We start from the raw sequence: 19,668 nt of genomic DNA on the forward strand, positions 1-19,668 counted from the left end.
ATTCAGGTGCGGATTGTGAGAAGAGGGTAAGACAGAAAGCTCAGATCAAGCTCAAATCCCGCTCAGTCGCGGAATTTCGATGGCCGGGCAGCGGTCCATGACCATGTCCAGCCCGGCGGCCCGTACCCGCCGGTACGCGGCCTCGTCCACCACCCCCAGCTGGAACCAGACCGCCTTCGCGCCCTTCGCCACGGCCTCGTCCGCCACCGCCCCGGCCTGCTCGCCGTTGACGAAGACGTCCACCACGTCGACGTCGAAGGGGATGTCCGCGAGCGACGCGTAGCCCGGCTCGCCGTGCACCGTCTCCGCCTTCGGGTGGACCGGCACGATCCGCTTGCCGAACCGCTGCAGCACCTGCGCCACCCCGTACGCCGCCCGGCCCCGGTTGGACGACAGGCCGACCACCGCCCAGGTGTCACCCGTACCGGTCAGGATCCTGGTGACCGTCTCTGTGTCGCCGTACACCGGCTGCCTCCTCTGCTCGGGGACCGTCTGCCGTGGCCAACCCCCTGCGGCGGACCCTGATTCCCCGGCGCGAGGCGGTCCCGGTGACATGGGTGGGCGTCGCATGTCCCGTATGTCCCGCCACGGTGACCGGAATCGTCGCAAGGTGCCTGCGTACGGTCCTCCGCACGCCTACGCTCAGCCCGTGCTGCGCATTCTCGACGCCAAGACCGGTGAGACCGTCCCCGCCGCCCCCGTCCGACGTGCCCTGACCCGAGTCGAGGCCCATGTCCCCGGGCGCGACCTGACCGGGCTGCGGGTCCTGCTCACCACCGACCTCCTGCTGCGCGCCCTGGAACTCGGCGGCACCCCGGTCCTGCCGCTGCTCACCGCCGACCGCCACCAGGCGGAACTGCACGCCGCCGCCACCGCCCTCGGCATCCGCCCCTTCGAGGACGGTCGCGACCTCGCCTCCGGGCTCGGCGAGGCACAGGTCATCCACGTGACGGCGCGGGACGCGCCCGTGCCCGGCACCGGGGTGACCGTGGCAGTCGCCCCCGCCGGCGGACCGGACGCCGACGCCCTGAACGGGCTCGCCGACCCCGCCGCCCTTCGGCTCGCCCTGCTCGACGCCCCGCGCCGCACGGCCGTCCACCTCGCCGCCGGCGCCCTCGACGAGGCCGGACGGCGGCTCGGGCGGTTGCGGCAGTCGGTCGCCGGATGGGCGCGCAGCCCCTCCCGGCCGGTGCCCGAGAAGGTGCGGGGGCGGCTGCGGGACGCCTGGGAGGACGACCTCGACGTACCCGGCGTCCTCGGTGTGCTGCGTTGGATGGAGAGCCAGGCCGAGATCCCGGACGGCGCCCGCTTCGAGACCTGTGCCTACGCCGACCGGCTGCTCGCCCTCGACCTCACCCGCGACCTGGGGAGGCCGGCGTGACCGCCCGGGCGGGCGCGGGCCCGCTGCGCCGCCTGGTCGTCCTGCGGCACGCCAAGTCGTCCTGGCCCGAGGGCGTCCCCGACGAGCTGCGCCCGCTCGCGGCGCGCGGCCGCCGTGACGCGCCCGCGGCCGGCCGGGCCCTCGCCGCCTCCGACTGCCTGCCGGACCTCGCCATCTGCTCGACCGCGGTGCGTACCCGGCAGACCTGGGAGCTGGCGGCCGGGCAGTGGGGCACACCGCCGCCGGTCCGCTACGACGGCCGGGTCTACGCGGCCGACGTGCCCGAGCTGCTGGAGGTCGTGCGCGAGGTGCCGGCCGAGGTGGAGACGCTGCTGCTGATCGGGCACAACCCGGGGCTCGAGGAGCTGGTCCTGGAACTGGCGGGGGGCGGCCTGGACGACACCCTGGACCAGGTCCGCGCGAAGTTCCCGACGTCGGCGATCGCGGTCCTCGCCTGGCACGGGACGACATGGGCGGAGCTGGGTCCGGGAGCCGCGCTGCTGACGGAGGTGACGGTGGCCCGGGGGACAAAGGCCTGACCTGGTGCACGCACCCCTGACCGCGGTCCACCGGCCGCCGGGGCGGCCCGGGTGGGCCGGATGGCCGCATAGGCTGGGCGGATGCAGGACGAGTACCGCACAGTCGCCCGCGCGGGCGTGCACGAGACCGAGGTCAACCGTTCCCGTTTCCTGTGCGCCCTCGCCCCGGCGGCCGACGAGCGGGAGGCCCAGGACTTCGTCGCGGCGATCCGCAAGGAGCACGCCGACGCCAGCCACAACTGCTGGGCGTACGTCATCGGCGCCGACGCCTCCGTCCAGAAGGCGAGCGACGACGGCGAACCGGGCGGCACCGCCGGGGTCCCCATGCTCCAGATGCTGCTGCGCCGTGAGATGCGTTACGTCGTCGCCGTCGTCACCCGGTACTACGGCGGCGTCAAGCTCGGCGCGGGCGGCCTCATCCGTGCCTACGGCGGTGCGGTCGGCGAGGCCCTCGACGAACTCGGCACGCTCACCCGCCGCCGCTTCCGGCTGGCCACGGTGACCGTCGACCACCAGCGCGCCGGCAAGGTCCAGAACGACCTGCGGGCCACCGGCCGCGAGGTCCGCGACGTGCGCTACGGAGAGGCGGTCACCATCGAGATCGGCCTCCCCGACGCCGACGTCGACACCTTCCGCGGCTGGCTCGCCGACGCCACGGCGGGCACGGCGAGCCTGGAGCTCGGCGGGGAGGCCTACGGCGACGCCTGACGGCGCCCGGTCACCGTTTCTGGCCGGTGACGCGCTGGCGGACCAGGGCGAAGACGACGACGCCCACCGCCACCAGGGTGGACAGGACGACCTGGTCACGGCCGCCGCCCGCGCTCGTGTCGGTGAGCATGTAGCCCAGCACGAAGGTGATCAGGGCGATGGTGGCCCACGTCAGGTACGGGTAGAGCCACATCCGCACGACGAGCTTCTCCGGCTCCTCGGCCTGGATGATCTTCCGCAGGCGCAGCTGGGAGAAGCAGATGACCAGCCAGACGAACAGGGCGATCGCGCCGGAGGAGTTCAGCAGGAACTGGAAGACGGTGTCCGGCCAGAGGTAGTTGAAGGCGACGGCGACGAAGCCGAAGACCACCGAGGCCAGGATGGCGCTGCGCGGGACCCCGCGGTCCGTGGTGCGCGCGAAGGCCGCCGGGGCGTCGTTGCGACCGCCGAGCGAGAACGCCATCCGGGAGGCCGTGTACAGACCGGAGTTGAGACAGGACAGCACCGAGGTCAGCACGATCGCGTTCATGATCTGCGCGGCGTGCGGGATGCCGATCGAGCTGAGCGCGGCGACGTACGAGCCGTCCTTGAGGATCGCCGGGTCGTCCCAGCGCAGCAGCGACACCACGATCAGGATCGAACCGAGGTAGAAGACGGCGATACGCCAGATGACGCTGTTGGTGGCCTTGGCGACCGCCCCGCGCGGGTCGGCCGACTCGCCGGCCGCGAGGGTGACGATCTCACTGCCCATGAACGAGAAGACCACCATCAGGACACCGGTGAGGATCGCGCCGGGGCCGTGCGGCAGGAAGCCGCCGTGGGCGGTCAGGTTCGAGAACCCCGAGGCCGGGTGGTCGGAGCCGGGCAGCAGGCCGAACAGGGCCAGACCGCCGACGACGATGAACGCGGCGATCGCCACGACCTTGATGCCCGCGAACCAGAACTCGAACTCGCCGTACGAGCTGACCGAGGCGAGGTTGCTGGCCGTCAGCACGAGCATCACGATCAGTGCCCAGCCCCACTGCGGGACCGCCGGGATCCATCCGGCCAGGATCTTCGCCCCGGCGGTCGCCTCGACGGCGAGCACGACGACCCAGAAGAACCAGTACAGCCAGCCGATGGTGAAACCGGCCCAGCGCCCGAGGGCCCGGTCGGCGTAGGCGGAGAACGAGCCGGAGGTGGGGTTGGCGGCGGCCATCTCGCCCAGCATGCGCATCACCAGCACGACGAGGACGCCGACCAGCGCGTACGAGATGAGGATGCCGGGGCCGGCGGCGGCGATGCCGGACCCCGAGCCGACGAACAGGCCGGCGCCGATCACCCCGCCGATGGCGATCATCGACAGGTGGCGGTTCTTGAGCCCGGCCTTCAGACCGGGCTCGGTGGGCGGGCTTGCGGGGAGGGTTGTGGTCATCTCGACATCCATGGGAGTGCGGACCAGAGCGGTCACGAAAATTAGTTCACGACGATCCAAAAAAACAGTCTTGTTTAAATGTTCACCTTGCTCTATTTTTCGCTTCAGCGTTGGGCTGCGTCCGCAAGGTCGCCGTTAGGGTGGCGTCGTGGTGAATACAGGGGGCAAGTTCGGCCCCTACAGCGGGCCGGGCCCCGTACGGCCCGGAGCGGAGCTGGTCCGTTCCCGGATCGCCCTGCGGGTACGCCTCAAGTCCGAGGCGCCGGGGGACCGGCTGCCGGACGCCGGGGTCCTCGCCGAGGAGCTCGGCATAGGTGAGATCACCGTGCGCCGCGCCCTGGAGGGCATGTGCCAGGACGGCCTCCTGGACCGTCGCAGGGGCAGGTCCGGCGGCACCTTCGTGGCCCGGGAATGGGACTCCGTCGCCGCCGTCCTGCACGATCCCGCGGAGGGGGCCGCCCTGGACGCCTTCCACCTGCTCCTGGAGTGCGGCCTGGTCTCCCACGCGGCCGGCGAGATCCCGGACGGCGGCCTGGACGGGCTGCGCGCCCTCGTCGAGGAGATGGACCGCGCCGACGCGCCGGACCGGCTGCCCGAACTGGAGGCCCGCTTCCACCTCGAACTGGCGCAGACGCTCGGCGGCCCCGGGATCCGTGAGTTCGCCGCCGACCTGCTGGGCCGGCAGTGCCTCCTGCTGCCCGCCCCGGAACCCGAGGTGGTGAGGGCACGCAACCGCCATCACGCCGACCTCCTGAAGGAACTCGCCCGCGGCGACATGGCCCTCGCGGTGGCCGCGGTCAAAGCGCACCCGCACGCCGGCCCACGCTCCGGGCCCGCCTGACCCCGCCGCCCCGCCCAGTCCCGCAACCGCTCGAAGACCGTCCCCGAAGGAGCTGGCGTCATGTCCGATCCCGCGTCCGCCGCCGGGTCCCCGTCGGCCTCGGGCCCACCGGGCCGCCCCACCCCGCAGCGACTGCGCGGCGGCGTCCTCGGCATGGCCGACATCGCGGCCGCCACCATGGCCAACGTGGGCCCGGCCATGAGCTTCTTCTTCGGCTTCGCCTTCCTGGCCACGACCGCGGGTGTCGCCTCGCCGCTGACCATCGTCGCCGCCGGGGTCGCCGTGGCCCTGCTCGGCAACACGCTCGCCGAGTTCTCCCGGGCCCACCCGTCGGCGGGCAGTTTCATCACCTTCGTGGGCCGGACCTTCGGGCCGGTCAGCGCCGTGACCACCGCCCTGCTCGCGGGCCTCGGCTACATCGTCGCCATGGCGTCCGTCATCGCGATCTCCGGCGGCTTCGTGCAGATCACCCTGCACCACTACACGGGCCTCGACCTCCCCTGGATCATCTGGACGCTGCTGCTGACCGGGGCGGCCGTCCTGCTGATGCTGCGCGGGATCGTGGTCTCCACGAAGTGGGCCGGCTACTTCTTCGCGGTGGAGATGCTCGTCCTCGCCGTCGTCTCCGTCGCCGCGATCGCCGGACACCACGGCGCCCTGTCCGCCGCCCCGTTCCTGCCCGGCCACATCACCAACGGCCTCAGGGGCCTGGCCGCGGGCTTCCCGATCGCGGTGTTCCTCTTCGTCGGCTGGGAGAACTCCGCGGCCCTCGCGGAGGAGACCGAGAACCCGCGTCGCAACGTCGGCCGCGCGGTGTTCTCCTCCGTCGCCATCATGACCGTCAGCTACATCCTGTTCGCCTACGCCACCGTCACCGGCTTCGGCTACGACGTGCGGCGGCTCGGCGCGTCGCCCATCCCCTTCATCGACGTCGCCCAGGACACCCTCGGCGTGCTGGCCGCCCTCGCCTACGTGGGCGGCCTCACCTCCACCCTCGGGGTGCTGATCGCCGGCATCAACTCCCAGGCCCGGCTGATCTTCAACGCCGGCCGGGAGGGCCTGCTGCCGTCCTTCTTCGGCTACGTCCACCCGACCCGCCGTACGCCGAACAACGCGATCGTCACCTTCACCGTCACCGCGCTGCTGATCATCGGCGGCTGGGGCCTCGGCCACGTCCTGGGCGGCGGTCCTATGGACCCCGTGGTCTTCTTCACCGAGGCCTCCAGCCTGGGCGCCATCCTGATCCTGCTGGTCTACCTGGCCTCGAACATCGCCCTGCCCCTGTACTACCGCCGGTACCGCCCCCAGGAGTTCCGCGTCCTGCGACACCTCGTCCTGCCGGCGGCCGGCACCCTGGCCATCCTCGTGCCCCTCTACTACCTGGCGAAGCCCGGGCAGCCGGCCCCGTACAGCTGGTTCCCGTACGTGGCCCTGGCCGCCCTGCTCGCCGCCGTCGGCTACGCCACACTCCTGGTCCGCCGTGAACCGCACCTCGCCGAACGCGTCGGCTCGGTCGTCGCCGACGTGGAGTGAGCGCACCCTCCGCCCGCGCACCCTGCGCACGGCTCGGGCCGCTCCGCCCGGTCAGGCCGACAGCAGGGAGTCGTCCTCCGTGCGGGCGCCGGGGAGCCGGTGCCGGGCGGCGATGAGAGCGGCGTCGATGTCCTTGGTACCGGTCGCCACGCAGAGCGTGTAGGCGACGTCGGCCATCCGGGAGCGCACCTCCTCGGACCCGTCGTCCGCGTTCAGGACCCGCAGCGTCTCGTACTGCTCGACCAGGTTCATCAGCACGGCGGGGTGGGCCATGAGCATCGCAAGCCTCCTGCGTCATCACGCTTCACATGGGTCGTACAGCGCCCCGTGTGCCCCGGCTTCCGCCGCTCATTCCCCTCGTCCGGGCCGGTGTACCCGGCGCGGCGAAGAGCGGCCTTGTCGCGGTGGGCGACCGTCAACCGTCCCCGTCGGCACCGTAGGGGCCGAGTCCCGGCAGCACGTCGTCGAAGAGCGCGAGCCGGGCGGTGACGCGTTTGCCCACGGGCTCCCGGTGCGCCTCGAAGCCCTGCACCACCGCCAGCACGATCTCCAGACCGTGCTGGCCGACCCGCCCGGCGTCCGCCGCTCTGGCCAGCGGAAGCGTCGGATCGCTGTCCCACACCTCGATCTCCACCGCACCCCCGGCGATGCCCAGCCGCAGCATCACCGGCCCCGGCGCGTACTTGAGCGCGTTGGTGACCAGCTCGCTGACCACCAGTTGCGCCAGGTCCATGGTCCGGGCCGTCACCGGAAGTCCGTGCGCGGACTGGGCCCGCGTCAGGAACTCCGACGTCCGGTGGCGGGCGCCGGCGATACAGCCGTCCGCCCCGTCCAGTGCGAAGGTGACGTCGTCAGGTGCGGCTTCCGGCATCCGGGAACACTCCTCGGGCGGGACAGGCTCCCTGCCGACGATCTGCAATACCCCGTTCATGGGCGCGCGTTTACCCGGTGATGGCCTGCACTACTCCCGGGTCGGCGAGAAAACTGCGCCGTCTCGTGCATCACGTTCCGCTTCCCGGGGCAGCGTTGGCTACGGAGAATCCCAGCCCGGACCGAGAATGCGCAGGTCGCAGGTGACAGACAACGAGGAAGCAAAGAGCCGGGGACGGCTGGCCGTGACCCGTGCCGACGCCGACGGCATCACCGTTCTCACCCTCCGCGGGGAGGTCGACTACGAGAGCGCGGGCGCCCTGGCCCGCGCCACACCGCCGGCCGACCCCACGGCCGCGGCGCGGATAGTCGTCGATCTGAGCGGGGTCACGTTCATGGACTCCAGCGGCATCAACGCCCTGGTCGCCGCCTATCAGACGACCCGGGCCGCCCAGGGGTGGCTGCGCATCGCGGGAGCCCGGGGCCCTGCGCTGCGCATCGTGCAGATGGTGGGGCTCGACGCCCTCGTCACCTGCCACCCGACCGTCGAGGACGCCATCGCTGCGTGACGGCCCCGCGTTTCAAAAACCCTCCGTGTACCCCGATCCGGCGCCCTCATGCCGCCCTCGCCACCCCTGATTTTCGGCCGTCCGGTAAGGCCGCTTTCGAGGGTTCGCGGGCTTTGGCCGCTGGCAGTTCCGTGCGTTAATCTGCGACCGATTTCCCATCTGCCGGACCCGTCGAACACGGAATTCCCGCTGGTGGGTGGGGCTTGTGGCCCTGGTGTGGTTCCGGGTCCTCGGGGTGGGGACTCCTGGGGAGTGGAACGAGGGTGTGCATGAGCGGCACGAAGGTGGGCGCCCAGGTGCAGGGGCCGGGTGAGCAGGAGCTACGGCAACTGCTGGCCGGGCTGACGGCCGTGCGCGACGGGGACTTCGGCACCCGGCTGCCTGCCGACGGACCGGGGCTGCTCGGCGACATCGCCACGGTCTTCAACGGCATGGTCGACCAGCTGTCCCTCTTCACGTCGGAAGTGACCCGCGTGGCCCGCGAGGTGGGCACCGAGGGCACCCTGGGCGGTCAGGCGGAGGTACCCGGTGTCTCCGGTACCTGGGCCGACCTCACCGACTCGGTCAACGCCATGGCGGGCAACCTGACCACGCAGGTCCGCGACATCGCCCAGGTGGCGACCGCGGTGGCCAAGGGCGACCTGTCACAGAAGATCGACGTGCCCGCGCGCGGGGAGATCCTGCAGCTGAAGGAGACCGTCAACACGATGGTCGACCAGCTGTCCGCGTTCGCCGACGAGGTCACCCGGGTCGCCCGCGAGGTCGGCAGCGAGGGACGCCTCGGCGGCCAGGCGCAGGTGCCCGGCGTCGGCGGTGTCTGGCGCGACCTGACCGATTCGGTCAATTTCATGGCCGGAAACCTCACCTCCCAGGTCCGCAACATCGCTCAGGTGACGACCGCCGTGGCGCAGGGTGACCTGTCGCAGAAGATCACCGTGGACGCCCGCGGCGAGATCCTGGAGCTGAAGAACACCATCAACACGATGGTGGACCAGCTGTCCGCGTTCGCCGACGAGGTCACCCGGGTCGCCCGCGAGGTCGGCACCGAAGGACGCCTCGGCGGCCAGGCGGACGTCAAGGGCGTCAAGGGCACCTGGCGCGATCTGACGGACTCCGTGAACTTCATGGGCGGCAACCTCACCGGGCAGGTCCGCTCCATCGCCCAGGTCGCCACCGCGGTGGCGCAGGGTGACCTGTCGCAGAAGATCACCGTGGACGCCCGCGGCGAGATCCTCGAACTCAAGGACACCATCAACACGATGGTGGACCAGCTGTCCGCGTTCGCCGACGAGGTCACCCGCGTCGCCCGCGAGGTCGGCACCGAGGGGAACCTCGGCGGCCAGGCGATCGTGCGGGGCGTGTCGGGAACCTGGAAGGACCTCACGGACAACGTCAACGTGATGGCGTCCAACCTGACCGGGCAGGTCCGCTCCATCGCCCAGGTCGCCACGGCCGTGGCGCGCGGCGACCTCTCGCAGAAGATCACCGTGGAGGCCAAGGGCGAGGTCGCCGCCCTCGCGGACGTCATCAACACCATGGTCGACACGCTGTCCGCGTTCGCCGACGAGGTCACCCGGGTCGCCCGCGAGGTCGGCACCGAAGGCCGCCTCGGCGGCCAGGCCCACGTGCCGAACGTGGCCGGCACCTGGAAGGACCTCACGGACAACGTCAACTCCATGGCGAACAACCTCACCGGGCAGGTCCGCAACATCGCCCTGGTGACGACAGCCGTGGCCAACGGCGACCTGTCGAAGAAGATCGACGTCGACGCCCGCGGCGAGATCCTCGAACTGAAGACCACCATCAACACGATGGTCGACCAGCTGTCGTCCTTCGCCGCCGAGGTCACCCGCGTCGCCCGCGAGGTCGGCAGCGAGGGCCGGCTGGGCGGACAGGCCGAGGTGGAGGGCGTCGAGGGCACCTGGAAGCGGCTGACGGAGAACGTCAACGAACTGGCCGGGAACCTCACCCGGCAGGTCCGTGCGATCGCCGAGGTCGCCAGCGCCGTCGCCGAGGGCGACCTGACCCGCTCGATCACGGTGGAGGCCTCCGGCGAGGTCGCCGAACTCAAGGACAACATCAACTCCATGGTGGGGTCGCTGCGCGAGACCACCCGGGCCAACCAGGAACAGGACTGGCTCAAGACCAACCTCGCCCGCATCTCCGGCCTCATGCAGGGCCACCGCGACCTGCCGGTCGTGGCCGAGCTGATCATGGACGAGCTCGCGCCCCTGGCGGCGGCCCAGTACGGCGCGTTCTACCTCGCGGAGGACACCCCACGCGGTCACGAACTGCGGCTGGTGGGGTCGTACGGCTACCCGGACGACGCGGACCGGCCCACCCGCATCCCCGTCGGACGCTCCCTCGTCGGGCAGGTCGCGCGCAACCGGCGGCCCATCACCGTGGAGGACCTGCCCGAGGGCTACGTGACCATCTCCTCCGGTCTCGGACAGGCGGTGCCCAGGGCGCTGATGGTGCTGCCCATCGTGGTCGAGGAGCAGGTCCTCGGGGTCATCGAACTGGCCTCGCTGACCGGCTTCACCCAGATCCACCAGGACTTCCTCACCCAGCTGATGCCGACCATCGGCGTCAACCTCAACACCATCGTGGCCAACGCCCGCACCGACGAACTCCTCGAGGAGTCCCAGCGGCTGACCTCCGAACTCCAGGCCAGGTCCGAGGAGTTGCAGGTCCAGCAGGACGAACTGCAGCGCTCCAACGCCGAACTGGAGGAGAAGGCCTCCCTGCTGGCCTCGCAGAACCGCGACATCGAGGCGAAGAACCTCCAGATCGAGCAGGCCAGACAGGAACTGGAGACCCGGGCGCAGCAGCTGGCGCTGGCCTCCAAGTACAAGTCGGAGTTCCTGGCCAACATGAGCCACGAACTGCGCACCCCCCTCAACAGCCTCCTGATCCTGGCCCAGTTGCTGGCGCAGAACCCCTCGCGCAACCTCACCCCCAAGCAGGTCGAGTACGCGGGCATCATCCACTCGGCGGGCTCCGACCTGCTCCAGCTGATCAACGACATCCTCGACCTGTCCAAGGTGGAGGCGGGCAAGATGGACGTCGCCCCCGAACGGGTGCCGCTGCGCCAGCTCCTGGAGTACGTCGAGGTCACCTTCCGGCCGATGACCACCCAGAAGAGCCTGGAGTTCACGGTGGCCACCGCCGCGGGGACCCCGGCCGACCTGCTCACCGACGACTCCCGGCTGCGGCAGATCCTGCGCAACCTGCTGTCGAACGCGGTCAAGTTCACCGAGGAGGGCGGCGTCCAGCTGCTCATCGAACCGGCGGCCGACCGGGAGGTGCCGCCGGAGGTCCTGCGAGGCGGTCCTGTGGTGGCCTTCCGGGTCGTCGACACCGGCATCGGCATCCCGCACCAGCAACTGGAGACCATCTTCGGCGCGTTCCAGCAGGCCGACGGGACCACCAGCCGCAAGTACGGGGGCACCGGACTGGGCCTGTCCATCACGCGGGAGATCGCCCATCTGCTCGGCGGCGCCGTCACGGTCGACAGCACCCCCGGACAGGGCAGCACCTTCACCCTGTACCTGCCGGTCGCCCGCGCGGACTTCGAGGAACTGCTGGAGAACGGCGGCCGGCCGGGGGAACATCAGCACGCCCCCGCCGGCGAGGTCACCACCGGGGACGCCGCCGCGTCCCTCGAACTGCCGGAGGCCGTCCCGGCCGCCGGACAGCACCGCAGGCGACGGCTGCTGGTGATCGAGGAGCGCCCGCGCGGGCTGCTCACTCTGGTCGCCGAACGGGCCGTCGGTGACCTCGCCCAGGAACCCGGTGACCCGCACGGGGCGATCGACCTCATCACCGCCGTCGGCGCCCAGGAGGCGGCGAGCACGCTGGCGGCCGAGCCCTGCCACTGCGTCGTCCTGGAACTGGGCATGCCCGGCAAGGAGGGCGCGGACTTCCTGGAGGCCATGCGCGGCGACTCCGCGCTGGCCAGCGTGCCCGTCCTGGTGCACACCGGGCACCGGGTGGAGCTGGCGCAGGAGCAGGCGCTGCGCGCCCTCGCCGGGGGGCGTCCGCTGGACTTCCTGTCCAGCCTCGACGAGCTGCGCGAGCGCATCACCCTGCACCTGTCCGCCGAACAGCCCGGGGACGTGCTGTCTTTGGTCCGCACCGAGGAGCCGCACCGGCCGGCCGCGCAGATCGTCGACGACGCCTTCCGCGGCCGGACGGTCCTGGTGGTCGACGACGACGCGCGCAACCTCTTCGCCCTCAGCGGGGTGCTGGAACTGCACGGGTTCCAGGTCCTGCACGCCGACAACGGCCGCAAGGGCATCGAGATGCTGCTCGCCCACCCCGACGTCTGCCTGGTCCTGATGGACGTGATGATGCCGGAGATGGACGGGTACGCCGCGACCGCGGAGATCCGGGCCATGTCCCAGTACGCGGAGCTGCCCATCATCGCCGTCACCGCGAAGGCGATGCCGGGCGACCAGGAGAAGAGCCTCGCGTCCGGTGCCAACGACTACGTCACCAAACCCGTCGACACGGGCGACCTCATGGCCCGTGTCCGACGCTGGCTGTCACAGTGAGCGTGCGCGGCCCGCGTGACGTCCAGCGGAGGAACAGGAACACCGTGAGCGATCTCCGTCAACCCCCCGAGCCCCTCACCTCCGGCGCCTCGGCGGGCGACCACGCCGCGACGGGAGTCCCCGACGCGGCGGACGGCTCCGCCGCGGCCGAGGGCGCGGGCCCGGCGGACGGCCGGACTCCGGTGGGCGGCGCGGCGTCCGTCGCCGTCGTGGAGCAGGGCGACGGGCCCGGCGGAGACGAGGACGGGGCGGGGGAGCGGTCCCCCGTCGGGCGGCTCGCGGCGACGGTCGAGCGGCTGCGGCGTGAGGTGCGGGCCGCGCAGGCCGAGGCCGACGGGCGTGCGCTGATCGAGATGGCCAAGGGCATCCTGGTGGAACGGCTGGGCTGCGGCCCGGCGCAGGCGGCCCGGCAGCTGGCCGAGCTCGCCGAGCAGGCCGGGGTGACCCCCCTGGAGTTCGCGGTCGACGTCATCAACCAGGCCGCACGGGACCGGTTCTCGGAGGTCGCCGCCGAATTCCTCACGGTCACCGCGGCCCGCACCGACACCTCCGGGTCGGCGAGCGTACGGCTGCGGGCCGCCGAGAGCGGTGCGCTGGCCGCCGACGACACCCAGGCCGTGGCCGACGCCCTGCTGGAACACGCGCTGGTCCCGCTGGGCGCGGAGGCCGTGGCGATCTGGGCCCTGGGCACCGACGGCTCGCTCACCCTGGCCGGGAACGCCGGCTTCTCCTCCGCCGAGGCGGGACGCTGGCGGCACGTGCCCCCGGGCGTCGCGACCGTGGCCCGCCGGGGCCTCACCGAACGCGCCGGCCACTGGATCCACAGTCTCGCCGAGACCGGCCTGCCCTCCATCGGCCAGCACCACCATCCCGAGGGCGGCCGGGTAGCCGTACCGGCCGGGACCGGCGGCCGTATCCACGGTGTCCTGGAGATCGCCTGGCCCACCCCCCTCGACACCCCCTCCCCGCCGATCGTCCGGCAGGTCGAGGCGCTGGCCGAGCTGTGCGCGCACACCCTGGAGACCTACACTCCCCGCACCTTCGACGGCGACTCCGTCGCGCGCGCGGTGCCGGCCGTCACCGAGCTGATCGACCTCGCCGAAGGACTCCACGACCCGGCCCTGGTCCTGGTGCCGCACCTGGACGCCGACGGGAACCTCGTCGACTTCCGCATCCACCACGTCAACAGCCGTTTCCTGGACCCCGCCGGCCGGCCCCGGAGCGTCATCAACGACGCCCTGCTCCTGGAGGCGTACCCGATGGTCGCCGGCCACAGCGAACTCTTCGACCGGATCGAGCGCGTCTTCGCCACCGGCGAGCCCTACCGCGCCCGCCGCATGCGCCTCACCGCCCTGGTCGACGACGTCCCGCTGGCCGCGGTGGCCGACTTCAACATCAGCCGGCACGGCGGCAGCGTGCTGCTCATCTGGCGCATCGAGGACGAGACCGCCCGCCTGGCCAGCCTGCTCAAGCACGCCCAGCGGCTGGGCCGCATCGGCGGCTTCGAGGAGAACGTCCTCACCGGCGAGATCACCTGGAACGGCCAGCTCTACGACCTCTACGGCCGGCCCGCCTCCGCACCCCCCGTGCCGCTGGAGGACATGCCCGCCCACGCCCACCCCGACGACGCCGTCACCATCGGCCGTTTCCTGCGCACCCTCCTGCACCACCACCGGCCGGCGTCCACCGCGTTCCGTCTGCAGCGACCCGACGGGGTCACCCGCCACATCCGGGTGGTGGCCGAACCGGTCCTCGACTCCGGCGGCCAGCTGTACGGCGTACGCGGCGCCTACCAGGACATCTCCGCACACCACTGGACTGAGGTCGCCCTCGCCGCCACCCGCGACCGGCTCGCCCACACCGAGCAGCAGGCCAGCGAACGCAACCGGCTCACCCTCCAGCTCCAGCACGCCATCATGCCGCCCGCACAGGCCCCGCTGGCGGTCCCCGGCCTGGACCTGGCGGTGCGCTACCGGCCCGCGGAGACCCAGAACCTGGTCGGCGGCGACTGGTACGACGCGGTCGTGCTGCCGTCCGGACTGGTGCTGCTGTGCGTGGGCGACGTGGCGGGACACGGCATCGAGGCGGCCACCAGCATGGTCGTCCTGCGCAACGCGCTGCGCGGCCTCGCCGTGACCGGCGCGGGCCCGGGGCAGCTGCTGACCTGGCTGAACATGGTGACCCACCACCTGACCGGCTCCGTCACCGCCACCGCCGTGTGCGGTCTGTACGACCCCGACCACCACACCCTGCGCTGGGCCCGCGCGGGCCACCTGCCGCCGGTCCTGGTACGCGGCCCCGAGGCGGAAGCGCTGCCGCTCGTCCAGGGCCTGCTGCTGGGCGCCGTGCCCGAGGCCGCCTACCAGGAGCACGAGGTGCAGCTCGCCGTCGACGACACCCTGCTGATGTTCACGGACGGCCTGATCGAACGCCGGGACCGGTCCGTCGAGGAGTCCCTGGCGCAGCTGCTCACCGCCGCCCGCGCGGTCCCCCGGACCCTGGAGCAGCGGCTGGACCGCCTGCTGACCCACAGCAGGTCCGACACCGACGACGACACCTGCATCGTCGGCATCCGCGTGGTGCCCTGACCCGGGCGCCCCGCGCCGTGCGTCAACCCCGGGTTCAGGGGGTACCCGCACAGCCGGAGGTGGGCGATGTTCGAAGCAGGCGACATCCGCGAATGGCGCGGTCATGACGTGGTGGACCCGGGTGGTCACAAGATCGGTGTCCTGGAGTCGGTCTATGTCGACACCGCGACCGACAGGCCGCTGTACGCCACCGTCACGGTCGGGCTGCCGACCCGTCGTCGGCTGGTGTTCGTCCCCCTCGTGAAGGCGACCGTCGGTCCGGGCTACCTGAAGGTGGCCTACGACAGGGGTGTGGTCAAGAAGGCCCCTGCGATCGACACGGACGGCGAGCTCCTGGCCGCCCAGGAACCCGCGGTCTTCTCGCACTACGACCTCGACTACACCCCCGGCGCCGGCGGTGAGCGCCGGCTCGCCCGGCGCTGACCGGGCCGAAGCGGCAGGAGAGCCGATGACCCTGTTTCTGCTCCTGATCCTCGTGGCCCTGGTCCTGGGCATCATCGGGTTCGCCGCCCACGGACTGTCCTACCTGTTCGTCATCGGCGCCGTCGTCCTGGCCGTCGACCTCGTCTACGCCGCGCTCCGCCTGCGGCACGGCGGCCGGCACCACCGCATCGTCCGCTGACCCTGCCGGAGGCGTATCTCTGGCGGCGCGGCGGAGTATCGCGCAGCGTGGGGGTGAGGGGGACCGCTGGGCGGCGTGCGCGCCGTGGGAGAGGTGGGACCGATGGACAGGGAAGTCGCCGTGCCCAGAGTCGTGGTCGGTGTCGACGGGTCGTCGTCCTCGTACGGCGCCCTGCGCTGGGCGGTCCGGTACGCCGGCCTGGTCGGCGGCACCGTGGAGGCGGTGTCCGTGTGGGAGCTCCCGGGGCTGTACGGCTGGTCGGGGCCCGCGGTGGACATGGACGTGGACCAGGAGGAGGCCCGGGACCGGATGCGGCAGGAGCTGACGGAGGCCCTCGGCGAGGACGCGCGGTCCGTCACGACCCATCTGGTGCACGGCAACGCCGCCGACGTGCTGGTGAGGGCCTCGGCGGGGGCCGAGGCGCTGGTCGTCGGCAGCCGGGGCCGGGGCGGGTTCGCCCGGGCGCTGCTCGGTTCCGTCAGCATGCAGGTGACGCAGCACGCCGACTGCCCGGTGGTGGTCGTGCGCTCCCACGAGACGTGAGCCGGCGCCTCGCCCTCCCGGTCAGACGCTCGTGCCCGCGCCATAGGGGGCGTACAGGTTCAGGAGCCGGGTACGGGCCGCGCTCAGACGGTGGCCGACCACCTGCCCCACCCACTGGCTGACGGCGGCGCCCAGCTCCGCGTCCTCCTGGCACAGGGTGAGCACCGTCGCGGCGTCGAACTCGTACGCCCGGACCGGCGTGGTGGCCTCGGCGCCCAGGTGCCACACATGGGGCGCGAACAGCCAGGACCAGCCGACCAGTTCGCCCGGCCCCAGACTCTCGATGGCGGCCGCCCGCCGACCGGGCACCCGCATGTCCAGCTCGACCCGGCCGGTGCGCACGATCCAGAACCGGTCGGCGTGGCCGCCCTCCTCGAAGAGCCTGGCCCCCTGGGCGAAGGAGACCTCCCGGGCGAAGCGCATCAGCCGTTGCCGCTGACCGGCGGGCAGGGCGCGCGGCATGCTGAGGGACGGCGGGGCGTTCATGACGGGCCTCCTGGGGACGCGCGGGAGAACTCCTGACTTCTGCTGCCAGCGTGCGGGTCCGGCCCCGGGCCCGCCATGGGCCGAGCGGTCCCCGTGACCGGGACCTTGGGCACCTCTGCGGCGCCCGCTGCCGGTGGCCGGTCAGTTCTGCGCGGCCGCCCACTCGTGGTACGCCGCCATCGCCGTCGGCAGGGTCGGGAAGATGCGGTCGGGGCCCACCGCGTCGGCGAGGCCATAGGCCCGGAGGTCGTCCAGGAGTTCCTGTTTGACGCGGGCCAGGGCGAACACGACGTCCCGGGCGGTCAGTTCGCGGCGAAGCTCGTCGACCGCGTCGAGGGCGGTGATGTCGACCTCCACGTTGGCCTCGGTGTTGAGGACGAACCACCGGACGGGGTCGGTCTGTTCGCCGACGGCGGCCAGCGCCCGGCGCCGGAAGTTCTCCGCGTTGGCGAAGAACAGGGGCGAGTCGTAGCGGTAGACGAGAAGCCCGGGGATCGTCCGGGCGGCGGGGTAGTCGTCGATGTCGTGCATGCCGGCCAGACCGGGCACCAGGCCCTCGACCGCGTCGTGCGGACGGGCCACCCGGGTGAGCAGCTCCGCGACGGACAGGCCGACGGCGACCAGCACGCCGTACAGGATGTCCAGGGTGAGGACCCCGGCCAGGCAGCCCAGTGCCAGCAGGAGTTCGCGACGGCGGAAGGCGGCCAGGCGGCGGAAGCCGGCCAGGTCGATCATGCGCAGGGCCGCGTAGACCACGAGGGCACCGAGGACCGCGGACGGCGTGCGGGTCAGCAACGGGCTGAGCAGCAGCAGGACCGCGAGGACGAGGGCCCCGGCCACCAGGGAGTACGCCTGGCTGCGGGCGCCCGACGAGGCCGCGAGGGCGGTGCGGCTGGCGCTGCTGCTCACCGGGAAGCCGTGCACGGCGCTCGCGCCGAGGTTGGCCGCGCCCAGGGCCAGGAACTCCTGGTCCGCGTCGAGGGTGGGCTCCTCGTCCGGGCCGGCTCCGGTGAAGGCGCGCGCGGTGAGGATGAAGTCCGTGTAGGCGACCAGGAGGACGCCCAGCGCGGGCAGGACCAGGCGGGGGATCGCGCCGAGGTCCGGCAGGGCGAGATCCGGCAGGCCGGAGGGGACCGTGCCGATCACCTTGATGCCGTAGCGGTCGTCGAGGCCGAACACGACGACGGCCGCCGTGGCCAGGGCCACCACCAGCAGCGGGCCGGGGAGGACGGGCACGTACCGGGCGATGAGCAGGAGCACCGTGAGGGACAGTGCCGCGAGGACGACGGTGGGCGGGTGCACGTCTCCCAGACGGGTGAGGAAGGACCACAGCTGAGGGAAGAACGCGGTGCCGGCCGTCGGGACCCCGGTGAGCTTGGTCAGCTGGTCGACCATCATGATCAGGGCCACGCCGGTCAGATAGCCGATGAGGACCGGGCGGGACAGCAGGTCGGCGAGGAAACCGAGGCGTATCGCCCGCGCGGCCAGGCAGAGCAGGCCGACGGTGGCGGCGAGGGTCGCGGCCAGCACGGCGTACCGGGCGGGGGCCCCGGCGGCGAGGGGGCCGACCACGGTGGCCGTCATCAGCGCGGTCGTCGACTCCGGGCCCACCGAGAGCAGCCGCGAGGAGCCGAACACCGGGTACAGGGCCAGCGCGGGCAGGATCGCCCACAGCCCCGCGACCGGCTGCAGGCCGGCCACCTCCCCGTACGCCATCACCTGCGGCACCAGGTACGCGGCGACGGTCGCGCCGGCCAGCAGGTCGCCCTTCAGCCAGGTACGCCGGTAGCCGAGCAGCAGGGCGAGTCCGGGCGCGAGCCGGTGCCATCCCACGTGTTCGTCGCCGCCCCGGTCCATGCGCCGCCTTCCGCCGTGTGATCTCCCAGCATCCACCGGACGGTACCCGCCCGCCCCGCAGGCGCGCGGCACCTCGCCAACGGCCAGGTCGCAGGGACCGGTTCGACGGCCTCACCCCGGTTCGGCATGGGCCGAACGGCACGGGTGCGGGACCACCGGGCCCTGTCGCCGGCCGCCTCGGCGCAGCAGGCTGGATCCCGCTTCCGGGGGATCCGGCGTCCGTCGCGCACGCCGGTCGCCCGGCCGGCCGACCTTCGAGGAGCAGCAGACATGGACCCAGCGGTCGTACGGGGCTTCGGCTGCCCTCGCCGGAGCCGGTTACAGGCTCGCGGCGTGGTCGGGGACGTAGGTCTGCAGGTCACGCGGCGGGCGCTGGTACCCCGTCGGCGCGGGCCGCTCGGGCAGTTCCAGCACCGGTGGCGGCACGTCGTGGTACGGCACCGTCGAGAGCAGGTGGGCGATCATGTTCAGCCGGGCCGCCCGCTTGTCGTCGCTCTCCACGACGTACCAGGGCGCGTCGGAGATGTCGGTGTGCACCAGCATCTCGTCCTTGGCCCGGGAGTACGCCTCCCAGTGGGTGATCGACTCCAGGTCCATCGGCGAGAGCTTCCACCGCCGCAGCGGATCCTGCAGCCGTTTGCGGAACCTGTCCTGCTGCTCGGTGTCGCTCACCGAGAACCAGTACTTGCGCAGCAGGATCCCCGACTCGACCAGCATCCGTTCGAAGATCGGGCAGTGCCGCAGGAAGAGCTGGTACTCCTCCTTGGTGCAGAAACCCATCACGCGCTCGACCCCGGCCCGGTTGTACCAGGACCGGTCGAACAGCACGATCTCCCCGGCGGCCGGCAGCTGCTCGACGTACCGCTGGAAGTACCACTGGGTGCGCTCGCGCTCCGTCGGCTTCGGCAGTGCCGCGATCCGGGCGATGCGCGGGTTGAGGTGCTCGGTCACCCGTTTGATCGTGCCGCCTTTGCCTGCGGCGTCCCGGCCCTCGAAGATCACTACAAGACGTGCACCCGTGGCCCGTACCCACTCCTGCACTTTCACCAATTCGGTCTGCAGGCGCAGCAGTTCCGTCTCGTACACCTTGCGCGGCAGCTCCGCCGCCTTCTTGCCGGCCATGCCGCCTCCGCCACCCGATGATCTACCGATGGAGCCATC

The 19,668-nt window shown here is 72.1% G+C and carries 18 protein-coding genes; 11 read left to right on the forward strand and 7 right to left on the reverse strand.

The window, feature by feature from the left end; translation table 11 throughout:
- Nucleotides 1-51: 51 nt before the first annotated feature.
- Entirely contained in the window at nt 52-465 is a 414-nt protein-coding gene (locus ACZ3KP_RS00495) for a CoA-binding protein (RefSeq protein WP_467495132.1), read from the reverse strand.
- A 184-nt stretch (nt 466-649) separates the two neighbouring features.
- Here ACZ3KP_RS00495 and ACZ3KP_RS00500 point away from each other — a divergent pair, with 184 nt between their 5' ends.
- From ACZ3KP_RS00500 to ACZ3KP_RS00510, 3 genes are all read left to right on the forward strand, one after another.
- Nucleotides 650-1,381, forward strand: a complete 732-nt coding sequence (locus ACZ3KP_RS00500) for a hypothetical protein (RefSeq protein ID WP_467495134.1) — start codon at nt 650-652, stop codon at nt 1,379-1,381.
- Nucleotides 1,378-1,920 carry a SixA phosphatase family protein gene (locus tag ACZ3KP_RS00505; RefSeq protein WP_467495136.1) on the forward strand — a complete coding sequence of 181 codons (543 nt, stop codon included), beginning with the start codon at nt 1,378-1,380 and terminating at the stop codon, nt 1,918-1,920. Before ACZ3KP_RS00500 ends, ACZ3KP_RS00505 begins: the two co-directional genes overlap by 4 nt.
- Nucleotides 1,921-2,001: 81 nt before the next feature.
- Nucleotides 2,002-2,628: a YigZ family protein gene (locus ACZ3KP_RS00510; RefSeq protein WP_358983168.1), complete on the forward strand. Its 627-nt coding sequence runs from the start codon at nt 2,002-2,004 to the stop codon at nt 2,626-2,628.
- Nucleotides 2,629-2,638: 10 nt separating this feature from the next.
- On the opposite strand, the gene ACZ3KP_RS00515 is transcribed toward ACZ3KP_RS00510, so the two are convergent.
- Entirely contained in the window at nt 2,639-4,042 is a 1,404-nt protein-coding gene (locus ACZ3KP_RS00515) for an amino acid permease (protein ID WP_467495138.1), read from the reverse strand.
- A 148-nt stretch (nt 4,043-4,190) separates the two neighbouring features.
- Here ACZ3KP_RS00515 and ACZ3KP_RS00520 point away from each other — a divergent pair, with 148 nt between their 5' ends.
- Both ACZ3KP_RS00520 and ACZ3KP_RS00525 read left to right on the forward strand, forming a co-directional pair.
- Complete coding sequence (locus ACZ3KP_RS00520) at nt 4,191-4,883, forward strand: FadR/GntR family transcriptional regulator (protein ID WP_358983165.1); 693 nt, start codon at nt 4,191-4,193, stop codon at nt 4,881-4,883.
- A 60-nt stretch (nt 4,884-4,943) separates the two neighbouring features.
- Nucleotides 4,944-6,416: an APC family permease gene (locus ACZ3KP_RS00525; protein ID WP_467495140.1), complete on the forward strand. Its 1,473-nt coding sequence runs from the start codon at nt 4,944-4,946 to the stop codon at nt 6,414-6,416.
- A gap of 51 nt (nt 6,417-6,467) precedes the next feature.
- On the opposite strand, the gene ACZ3KP_RS00530 is transcribed toward ACZ3KP_RS00525, so the two are convergent.
- Together ACZ3KP_RS00530 and ACZ3KP_RS00535 are read right to left on the reverse strand one after the other, a co-directional pair.
- On the reverse strand, nt 6,468-6,695 hold the full coding sequence (locus tag ACZ3KP_RS00530) for a DUF5133 domain-containing protein (protein WP_132887805.1): 228 nt from the start codon (nt 6,693-6,695) through the stop codon (nt 6,468-6,470).
- 136 nt (nt 6,696-6,831) lie between these two features.
- Nucleotides 6,832-7,287, reverse strand: coding sequence for an ATP-binding protein (locus ACZ3KP_RS00535; protein WP_467495142.1), 456 nt, complete (start codon nt 7,285-7,287; stop codon nt 6,832-6,834).
- Nucleotides 7,288-7,489: 202 nt separating this feature from the next.
- Here ACZ3KP_RS00535 and ACZ3KP_RS00540 point away from each other — a divergent pair, with 202 nt between their 5' ends.
- The 6 genes from ACZ3KP_RS00540 (at nt 7,490) to ACZ3KP_RS00565 (ending at nt 16,164) form a co-directional block, all read left to right on the forward strand.
- The gene (locus ACZ3KP_RS00540; protein ID WP_467495144.1) at nt 7,490-7,855 is read left to right on the forward strand and encodes an STAS domain-containing protein; all 366 of its coding nucleotides are present in this window, start codon (nt 7,490-7,492) and stop codon (nt 7,853-7,855) included.
- A gap of 269 nt (nt 7,856-8,124) precedes the next feature.
- Nucleotides 8,125-12,411: a HAMP domain-containing protein gene (locus ACZ3KP_RS00545; protein WP_467495146.1), complete on the forward strand. Its 4,287-nt coding sequence runs from the start codon at nt 8,125-8,127 to the stop codon at nt 12,409-12,411.
- A gap of 44 nt (nt 12,412-12,455) precedes the next feature.
- Nucleotides 12,456-14,999 (forward strand): SpoIIE family protein phosphatase, encoded by a 2,544-nt coding sequence (locus tag ACZ3KP_RS00550; RefSeq protein WP_467495148.1) that lies wholly within the window; start codon nt 12,456-12,458, stop codon nt 14,997-14,999.
- 66 nt (nt 15,000-15,065) lie between these two features.
- Nucleotides 15,066-15,422, forward strand: coding sequence for a PRC-barrel domain-containing protein (locus tag ACZ3KP_RS00555; RefSeq protein WP_360565553.1), 357 nt, complete (start codon nt 15,066-15,068; stop codon nt 15,420-15,422).
- Nucleotides 15,423-15,447: 25 nt separating this feature from the next.
- On the forward strand, nt 15,448-15,621 hold the full coding sequence (locus ACZ3KP_RS00560; protein ID WP_467495150.1) for a hypothetical protein: 174 nt from the start codon (nt 15,448-15,450) through the stop codon (nt 15,619-15,621).
- A gap of 102 nt (nt 15,622-15,723) precedes the next feature.
- Nucleotides 15,724-16,164: a universal stress protein gene (locus ACZ3KP_RS00565; RefSeq protein ID WP_467495152.1), complete on the forward strand. Its 441-nt coding sequence runs from the start codon at nt 15,724-15,726 to the stop codon at nt 16,162-16,164.
- A gap of 21 nt (nt 16,165-16,185) precedes the next feature.
- Here the strand turns inward: ACZ3KP_RS00565 and ACZ3KP_RS00570 are convergent, their stop codons facing one another.
- From ACZ3KP_RS00570 to ppk2, 3 genes are all read right to left on the reverse strand, one after another.
- Nucleotides 16,186-16,650, reverse strand: coding sequence for a cyclic nucleotide-binding domain-containing protein (locus ACZ3KP_RS00570; RefSeq protein ID WP_467495154.1), 465 nt, complete (start codon nt 16,648-16,650; stop codon nt 16,186-16,188).
- A 141-nt stretch (nt 16,651-16,791) separates the two neighbouring features.
- Entirely contained in the window at nt 16,792-18,507 is a 1,716-nt protein-coding gene (locus tag ACZ3KP_RS00575) for a SulP family inorganic anion transporter (protein WP_467495156.1), read from the reverse strand.
- Between the two features lie 318 nt (nt 18,508-18,825).
- Nucleotides 18,826-19,629, reverse strand: coding sequence for a polyphosphate kinase 2 (gene ppk2, locus ACZ3KP_RS00580; RefSeq protein ID WP_467495158.1), 804 nt, complete (start codon nt 19,627-19,629; stop codon nt 18,826-18,828).
- Nucleotides 19,630-19,668 lie beyond the last annotated feature (39 nt).

The sequence above is a fragment of the Streptomyces sp. NPDC020958 genome (genome assembly GCF_055562175.1).

Bases quoted from the DNA above. Each gene is read 5' to 3' on its own strand.
- ACZ3KP_RS00570 (WP_467495154.1), bottom strand. From the start codon at position 16,650: ATGAACGCCCCGCCGTCCCTCAGCATGCCGCGCGCCCTGCCCGCCGGT.
- ACZ3KP_RS00575 (WP_467495156.1), bottom strand. From the start codon at position 18,507: ATGGACCGGGGCGGCGACGAACACGTGGGATGGCACCGGCTCGCGCCC.
- ACZ3KP_RS00525 (WP_467495140.1), top strand. From the start codon at position 4,944: ATGTCCGATCCCGCGTCCGCCGCCGGGTCCCCGTCGGCCTCGGGCCCA.
- ACZ3KP_RS00565 (WP_467495152.1), top strand. From the start codon at position 15,724: ATGGACAGGGAAGTCGCCGTGCCCAGAGTCGTGGTCGGTGTCGACGGG.
- ACZ3KP_RS00555 (WP_360565553.1), top strand. From the start codon at position 15,066: ATGTTCGAAGCAGGCGACATCCGCGAATGGCGCGGTCATGACGTGGTG.
- ACZ3KP_RS00530 (WP_132887805.1), bottom strand. From the start codon at position 6,695: ATGCTCATGGCCCACCCCGCCGTGCTGATGAACCTGGTCGAGCAGTAC.
- ppk2 (WP_467495158.1), bottom strand. From the start codon at position 19,629: ATGGCCGGCAAGAAGGCGGCGGAGCTGCCGCGCAAGGTGTACGAGACG.
- ACZ3KP_RS00560 (WP_467495150.1), top strand. From the start codon at position 15,448: ATGACCCTGTTTCTGCTCCTGATCCTCGTGGCCCTGGTCCTGGGCATC.
- ACZ3KP_RS00515 (WP_467495138.1), bottom strand. From the start codon at position 4,042: ATGACCACAACCCTCCCCGCAAGCCCGCCCACCGAGCCCGGTCTGAAG.
- ACZ3KP_RS00535 (WP_467495142.1), bottom strand. From the start codon at position 7,287: ATGCCGGAAGCCGCACCTGACGACGTCACCTTCGCACTGGACGGGGCG.
- ACZ3KP_RS00510 (WP_358983168.1), top strand. From the start codon at position 2,002: ATGCAGGACGAGTACCGCACAGTCGCCCGCGCGGGCGTGCACGAGACC.
- ACZ3KP_RS00545 (WP_467495146.1), top strand. From the start codon at position 8,125: ATGAGCGGCACGAAGGTGGGCGCCCAGGTGCAGGGGCCGGGTGAGCAG.